Origin of the sequence: Paraburkholderia sp., assembly GCF_028283785.1 — a bacterium.
Taxonomy (GTDB): Bacteria; Pseudomonadota; Gammaproteobacteria; order Burkholderiales; family Burkholderiaceae; genus Paraburkholderia.
The window spans coordinates 376,946-383,916 of sequence record NZ_JAPWKB010000002.1 but is presented as its reverse complement, the minus strand read 5'-3'; the positions used below and the strand labels follow the sequence as shown (position 1 = coordinate 383,916).

7 protein-coding genes are annotated in these 6,971 nt (G+C 61.8%); 3 read left to right on the top strand and 4 right to left on the bottom strand.

Annotated elements, in window-relative coordinates:
- On the top strand, positions 1 to 423 hold a 423-nt coding region (locus PW947_RS02225), incomplete at its 5' end, for a porin (protein ID WP_299629277.1).
- Positions 424 to 517: 94 nt separating this feature from the next.
- Here the strand turns inward: PW947_RS02225 and PW947_RS02220 are convergent.
- Positions 518 to 1,426 carry an aminotransferase class IV gene (locus PW947_RS02220; RefSeq protein WP_299629275.1) on the bottom strand — a complete coding sequence of 303 codons (909 nt, stop codon included), beginning with the start codon at positions 1,424 to 1,426 and terminating at the stop codon, positions 518 to 520.
- Positions 1,427 to 1,533: 107 nt separating this feature from the next.
- Between PW947_RS02220 and PW947_RS02215 the strand changes: the two genes are divergently transcribed.
- Positions 1,534 to 2,343, top strand: coding sequence for a TetR family transcriptional regulator (locus PW947_RS02215; protein WP_299629273.1), 810 nt, complete (start codon positions 1,534 to 1,536; stop codon positions 2,341 to 2,343).
- Positions 2,344 to 2,384: 41 nt separating this feature from the next.
- Here PW947_RS02215 and PW947_RS02210 read toward each other — a convergent pair whose 3' ends face one another.
- Positions 2,385 to 2,588, bottom strand: a complete 204-nt coding sequence (locus tag PW947_RS02210) for a hypothetical protein (RefSeq protein WP_299629271.1) — start codon at positions 2,586 to 2,588, stop codon at positions 2,385 to 2,387.
- Positions 2,589 to 2,811: 223 nt separating this feature from the next.
- Positions 2,812 to 3,984 carry a DNA polymerase IV gene (dinB, locus tag PW947_RS02205; protein ID WP_299629269.1) on the bottom strand — a complete coding sequence of 391 codons (1,173 nt, stop codon included), beginning with the start codon at positions 3,982 to 3,984 and terminating at the stop codon, positions 2,812 to 2,814.
- Between the two features lie 953 nt (positions 3,985 to 4,937).
- Here dinB and PW947_RS02200 point away from each other — a divergent pair.
- The gene (locus tag PW947_RS02200) at positions 4,938 to 5,294 is read left to right on the top strand and encodes a hypothetical protein (protein ID WP_299629267.1); all 357 of its coding nucleotides are present in this window, start codon (positions 4,938 to 4,940) and stop codon (positions 5,292 to 5,294) included.
- 133 nt (positions 5,295 to 5,427) lie between these two features.
- On the opposite strand, the gene PW947_RS02195 is transcribed toward PW947_RS02200, so the two are convergent.
- Positions 5,428 to 6,873 (bottom strand): NAD-dependent succinate-semialdehyde dehydrogenase, encoded by a 1,446-nt coding sequence (locus PW947_RS02195; RefSeq protein ID WP_299629265.1) that lies wholly within the window; start codon positions 6,871 to 6,873, stop codon positions 5,428 to 5,430.
- Positions 6,874 to 6,971 lie beyond the last annotated feature (98 nt).

Here is a 6,971-nt window from a genome sequence, read left to right as displayed (position 1 = left end):
CTCGCGATCGCTCGCGTGGCAGGTCAGTACGTAATGGGTCCGTTCACGTTCGGCGCGGGCTACAGCAACGCGCAATACCGCCGCGATGCGAGCTCGCTGTTCACGGAGAACGAGAAGTACAACACGGGACAAGGCTTCCTGAACTATCAACTGACCCCGGCGATGCTGCTCGGCGTTGGCTATAGCTACACGAAGTCGAGCGGCGATACGTCGGCGACTTACCATCAGGTGTCGCTGGGCGCGGACTACACGCTGTCCAAGCGCACCGACCTGTACATGACGGCGGCATACCAGCACGCCAGCGGCCAGACCGGCGACGGTGCCGGCGGCTCGACGGCGGCGCAAGCGTCGATCGGTTCGTACGGCTATGCGGGCACGAGCAGGCAGGAGATGGTCAATCTGGGTATCCGTCACCGCTTCTAAAGCGGCGTTCGACACGCGTCGCGATTCGTCGCGATGCGTGCGAGACCCGAAGCAAAACGGCCGCGAGACGTCAGTCTCGCGGCCGTTTTTTCATCTACCGGTAATCGACCGGATCGCGATACGTGTCTTCGTCGTGAATCGCCCAGTAGGCGTCGTGCAGACGCGTCGTCACCGGACCGGGAAACGACGGCAACGGCACGCCGTCGAGCTTCGCGATCGGCAGAATGCCGCCGCCTGTCGACGTCAGGAACACTTCGTCGGCGGCGCGCATTGCGTCGGCGTGAAACGGTGCAAGCTGCACCGTGATGCCGAGCCGCTCGCACAGTTCGATCGCCGTGCGCCGCGAAATGCCTTCGAGCACGCCGCGATCGGTTGTGTGCACCACGCCGTCCTTGACCACGAACACGTTGAAGCCGGGGCCTTCGGTGATATTGCCGTCGGCATCGACGACACAACTGGTGTCGGCGCCGCGATCGTACGCATCGAACATCGATTGCACGAGGTCGAGCCAGTGATAGTTTTTCACGGTCGGATCGACCGACGCAGCGCCGATCCGCACGCGCCCGCTGATATGCAGATCGATCCCTTCGCGCTGCTTGTCGCGCGACGCGATCCATACATACGGCAACGCGTACGCATAAAAACGGTTCTGCGCGAGACGCGGATCGCGTGCGCCGCGTGGCGGCACGCCGCGCGTGCAGACCATTGCCACGTACGCGTCCTGCAGATTTCCGGCACGCACGCAGTTATGCAGGATGTCGCGCACTTGCGCGCGGTCGTACGGAATTTTCATCCGCAGTGTGTCGAGGCTATTGAAGAAGCGCTCGATATGCGCGTCGAGCCGGAAAAACGCACCTTGCCACACGCTGCCGACGTCGTAGGTGACGTCCGAACGGGTGAAACCCCAGTCGAACATCGAAATTTTCGCTTCGGATAACGGCACGACTTCGCCGTCCACGAACGCTGCGCCGCCTTCGAACTGTCCTACCGCCGCTTTTTCCATGCTGGTGTGCTCCCATGAGGTCGTTCCGATCTGCAAATAATTGTACGGCGTTCAATTTAATTCGATCAACATAAATTGAACGGCGCTCAATTAGCTACAATCCTGGAATGACGAATCCCACCGACACCGTTGCCATCAAGAAGCCGCGTGCAGGCCGCCCAAAACGGACCGCGCCCGGCGATGACGAAAACCGCCTCGCCGCGAACCGCATTTTCGAGGCGGCACTCGCGTTGATCGATGCGAAAGGCGTGGCCGAATTCACGATCCGCGAACTGGCGACCGCGCTCGGCGTCGCGCCTGCGGCAATCTACTGGCACGTGCCGAATCGCGACGCGCTGCTGGCGGGCGCGGTGAATCTCGCGATGCGCGGCGTGGCCGACGCGGTGCCGTTACGAGGCGTGTGGCAGAACCGTCTGCGTAAGCTATTGGGGGCGTTTCGGGCGGCGTTGCGCGCACATCCGAAACTCGCGCCGGCGGTCGCGAGTGAAATGTCGTACAACGCGTCGTTCGACGAAGCCTTGCTCGAACGGATTGTCGGGATGCTGGAGGATGCGGGGTTCGACGGGGCGGCCTTAGTGGACGCCTTCAATGTCGTGGTCGCGGCGATGTGCGGTTTCGCGACGCTCGAACTGTCGAGCGCGCCTGTTACCGCGGACTGGCAGACGGCGTGTCGCCAACATGTGTCGGCTGTCGACAAACACCGCTACAAAAAGCTCGGACGGCATTTGCCCGCGCTGGAGGACAACGCGTTTCTGGTGCGCTGGACGGACGGCACGGAGAAGCCGCTGGATAGCGGGTTCGACGCGTGGGTCGACGTGATCGTATTGGGATTGGAAAGGAAGGCGGCGAACGTCGCGGGTGTCGGCAGTGTGGGGACCGTCGCGACGTTGCCGGGGCAAGCAGCGCGCGCTGAGTAGACCGCTCAGCGCGCGGGCGGGATTATGCCCAAAGTTGCGAATTAATGCAGCGTGCCGAAAATACTCAGCGCAGCGTCGCCCGGCGTCAGGCCGAATTTGTACAGCGAAAACGCGCGATCGAGAACCGCGTGTTCGACCTGATACGGCGCGGCGATAAAGCCTGCGGTGGTCGCTTCGGCGAGCCAGGATTGAACCCATGCGCGAAGGTCGTCGGCCATTTGGCCGGAAATTTCTGGGACGTTCATTTTCTACTCCTGCACATACGGTGCCACTCAATTTGACGCGATTACCGCGATACCTGTACCTGGCCGCTGCGCCGATTGGTCAGCGTTTGATGTCAAACACGTGACCGCCTAGTTAATTGCATTAACGGAATCGCGCCAGCCGAATTGGATAAGGGTAAACCCTATGATACCTTTCCTAAAATTTTCGCGCCGACCGCTGATGTAACGCTATGCAAGACGCGTGCTAGTCCAGCGGATTGGGTGTGTCGAACGGGAGTTCGGCCTGTTCGCCGCGAATCACCTGCGCCACGGCGTTGGCCGGTTCGAGCGCGCTGACGCGCACACCGAGCAGGCGCAGCCGCTGATCCAGCGTGATGCGTTTCAGGCATTCGGTGGCGGCGCGCCTTATTTCGACGGCGTCGGCGGTGGGCGCGGGCAACGTGAGATCGCGGGTGACGGTCCGGAAATCGGCGTAGCGCAGCTTGATGCCGATGGTCCGGCCGACATAGCCTTTTCGAACCAGATCGTCGGCGACGCGCGTACACAAGCCCGTAAACGCCGCCGACAACGCCGGCCGGTCGCCACGCGGGTGCAAATCGCGTTCGAAAGTCGTCTCGCGACTCATCGATTTGGGTTCCGAACTCACCACAACGGTGCGTTCGTCGTGTCCGCGTGCGATCCGCGCGAGCCATTCGGCATACGAAAGACCGAAATGCTCCTGCAACAGACTGGGTTCCGCCGCAGCCAGTTCGCCGACGGTGTTGATCGCGAGCGATGCGAGCCGTTCGGTCGCTTTCGGCCCGATCCCGTTGACCTTGCGCACCGGCAGCGGCCAGATTCGCGCGGGGATATCGGCGGGCGTCAGCAAGGTCAGGCCGTCGGGTTTGTCGAGTTCGGAGCCGATTTTCGCCAGCAACTTGTTCGGCGCGACGCAAATCGAGCAGGTCAGTTGCGTGGCGTCACGCACGGCCTGCTTGATCGCCGCCGCGATGTCGCGGGTGTCGCCGGGCACATCGGTGAGATCGATATAGATTTCGTCGATCCCGCGATCCTCGATCTGGTCCGTGAAGTTAGCCACCGCCGACTTGAACAGCCGCGAGTAATGGCGATAAGAATCGAAATCGGTGGGCAAAAGCACCGCGTCGGGCGCGAGTTGCGCGGCCTTCATCATCCCCATCGCGGAAAAAACGCCGAGCGCGCGGGCCTCGTAGGTGGATGTCGTGACGACGCCGCGCCCCGCGTAATCCCGCAACCGACGGAAACGTCGCGTGCCGTCCGCGAGCATTTCAGGAATCGCATTGCGTCCGCCGCCGATCACGACGGCTTCGCCGCGCAATTCCGGATAACGCAACAGTTCGACGGACGCGTAAAACGCGTCCATGTCGAGATGGGCGATGCGTCGGGCGGGCGTAGTCATCGGGCCGACCCGGCCGGTGTGCCGTCGATCGATGCGGGGTTCCGGCCGGTCCGATTCGACCGGTCGTCATAAGCGCGAAATTCCATCCCGATATGTTACCGGGCGGGCTGAAAGGGTGCCATCGCAGGCTGGAACGGCCGTCGTTTTGCGGCGTGCGCGTTATTTCGAGACGAGACATTTTTGTCTGGAATCTGCGGTCTGACGATTCAGTAAAAACGCGTTCCGGGTGCATTTTTAGCGGTCAGGACTACGTAATTCGCGGGGACGGATCAAGCATTCTCCATATCGTCTGTAGGGATAGCTGAGCGGAAAATACTTCGCGCTTCGCGAACGCATCTTGCGACCCTAAAGAGCGATTGTCTGTCAACGTGCTGCTAAGAGTGGTTAATTATCGGTAAGACGGTGAAACAATGTTCCGTTTTAGCGGTAAGTCAGTTTTACCGGAAAAAACATGAATATTCGAAAAACGGTCCAGAACATACTGGTTTATACTTCATCTGTACGTCACGCAGTTCAGAGGCAACGCCCCAACAAGACCTCATGGCGCAAAACGCTCGGCGCCGCAGATAGATTTCCGAGTCGCTTCGGCGACCAATTTGTCAGCGATTCCGTCGGGCAGTGCCGTGCATCAGCGGACTGACGTTTGGCTTGCCAACGTTAGGTCAACTAAGGCGCGCAGCTCGCGCGCACTTCCCATGTTTATCGCGCGTCGCAAACAAACCTGCGTTTGTTTGTGCCGTGTCGACCGTAAGAGGACCGTAATGAATTTGTTTCAAACGATAAAGCTATCGTTGTGCGTCAGCGCGACACTCGCCGTCTCACTGCTTGGCGCTCCGCATATTGCCGACGCCTCGGATACCGTGACCGCCAGCGCAGCAGTTCAACAAGAAACCGATTGGGCCAAACGTTTGCGCGAAACATCAGTCCAGCAAAATCAACCCGTTTTGCTGGTCGTGCATACCGCAACCGACTGTAGTTACTGCAAGCGCTGGGACTCCACGTTCGGCGGCAAGGGCGAATTCGTGAAGTACGCGAAGTCGCATCCTGGCGTGCAAATGGCCGTGGTCGAGCGTCCGGCCATCACCACGCCGGAACGGTCGAACGACTATCCGGAGAACGTCCGCTGGCTTTACAGCGCGAACGAGCAGCGCGACGCGCTGCGTCCGGGCACGCCGCTGTTCGAGGTCTTCGTCGGACAGAAGCTGGTGTACAAGTCGTACGGCACCGCATCGTGGGACAGCGCGGTGCTGCCGGCCGTCAAGGAACTCGACAGCCGCCGTGGCGTGACCTCGGTGTCGTCGCTGAACTGATCGGGCAAACCGGCGAATCAGCCGGTTTCACCAGACGAAAAAAAGCCGCGGAGCATTGCTCCGCGGCTTTTTTATTGGGCCGATGCTTTCGCCCGCGTCGTGTTGCCGACTTAGCGAAAGCGCCGCGCGACCGTTAAACCGCCATCACCGACACGGCCTTCGTCACCAGATACGCTTCCATGGCTTCCGGACCGCCTTCCGAGCCGTAGCCCGAATCCTTCACGCCGCCGAACGGCATTTCCGGCGACGGCGTAGCCGGCTGGTTGATCCACAGCATGCCGACTTCGAGTCGCTGCGACAGCAGATGCACGTTGCGGAACGACTGCGTGAACGCATAACCGGCGAGGCCGTACGGCAGACGGTTCGCTTCGGCGATCGCGTCTTCGAGCGTGTCGAAACCGCGGATTGCCGCGATCGGGCCGAACGGCTCGTTGTTGAACACGTCGGCTTCGAGCGACACGTCCGTCAACACGGTCGGTGCAAAGAAGTTGCCCGACGAGCCGACGCGTTCGCCGCCCGTCGCGACCGTCGCGCCGGTTTTGCGCGCGTCGTCGACCACCTTAGCCATTGCCCACAGGCGGCGCGCATTGGCGAGCGGCCCGAGCGTCGTGCCTTCGGTCAGGCCGTCGCCGAGCTTCAGGCTTTCGGCGTGCTTGACCAGCGCGTTCGCGAATTCGTCCTTGATGCTGTTGTGGACGAGGAAACGCGTCGGCGAAATGCAGACCTGGCCGGCATTGCGGAACTTGGCGCCGCCCGCTGCCTTCACCGCGACCGCGACGTCGGCGTCTTCCGCGACGATCACCGGCGCGTGACCGCCGAGTTCCATCGTCGCGCGCTTCATATGCAGACCCGCCAGCGACGCCAGTTGCTTGCCGACCGGCGTTGAACCCGTGAACGTGACCTTGCGGATCACCGGATGCGGAATCAGATAGCTCGAAATTTCAGCCGGATCGCCGAACACGAGACCCACGGTGCCCGGCGGCACGCCTGCATCGACGAAGGCCTGAAGCAGACCGGCCGGCGACGCCGGGGTTTCTTCCGGCGCTTTCACGAGGAACGAGCAGCCGCTCGCGAGCGCCGCGCTCAGCTTGCGCACGATCTGGTTGACCGGGAAATTCCACGGCGTGAACGCGGCGACCGGGCCGATCGGCTCTTTCAGCACCTGTTGTTGCGCGTTCAGATTGCGCGACGGCACGATCCGGCCATACACACGACGGCCTTCGTCTGCGAACCATTCGATGATGTCGGCGGCGGCCAGCACCTCTCCGCGCGCTTCGACGTACGGCTTGCCCTGTTCCTGCGTCATCAGACGCGCGATGCTCTCAGCGCGCTCGCGCACCAGCGACGCGGCCTTGCGCATCGTCGTCGCACGTTCGTTGGCGGGAATCTTGCGCCATGCCGCGAAACCGCGTTGCGCTGCGTCGAGCGCGCGGTCCAGATCGGCGATGCCTGCGTGCGCCACCTTGCCGATGGCGAGACCGGTAGCCGGGTTGATCACGTCGAGGGTTTTGCCGCTTGCAGCGTCGCACCATTCGCCGTTGATCAAGAGTCGGGTATCGGTATAGCTTGATGTGACCATGCTGTGTTCCTGATGATTGGAGGATGACCGGATGCGATCGGGCGCGCAGTCGCGAATGGACTGCGGAAAGCAACGATCTTAGCCGATTGCGGGCGTTC

Coding starts and splice junctions, on each gene's coding strand:
- PW947_RS02220 (WP_299629275.1), bottom strand. CDS start 1,426: ATGGAAAAAGCGGCGGTAGGACAGTTCGAAGGCGGCGCAGCGTTCGTG.
- PW947_RS02215 (WP_299629273.1), top strand. CDS start 1,534: ATGACGAATCCCACCGACACCGTTGCCATCAAGAAGCCGCGTGCAGGC.
- PW947_RS02210 (WP_299629271.1), bottom strand. CDS start 2,588: ATGAACGTCCCAGAAATTTCCGGCCAAATGGCCGACGACCTTCGCGCA.
- dinB (WP_299629269.1), bottom strand. CDS start 3,984: ATGACTACGCCCGCCCGACGCATCGCCCATCTCGACATGGACGCGTTT.
- PW947_RS02195 (WP_299629265.1), bottom strand. CDS start 6,873: ATGGTCACATCAAGCTATACCGATACCCGACTCTTGATCAACGGCGAA.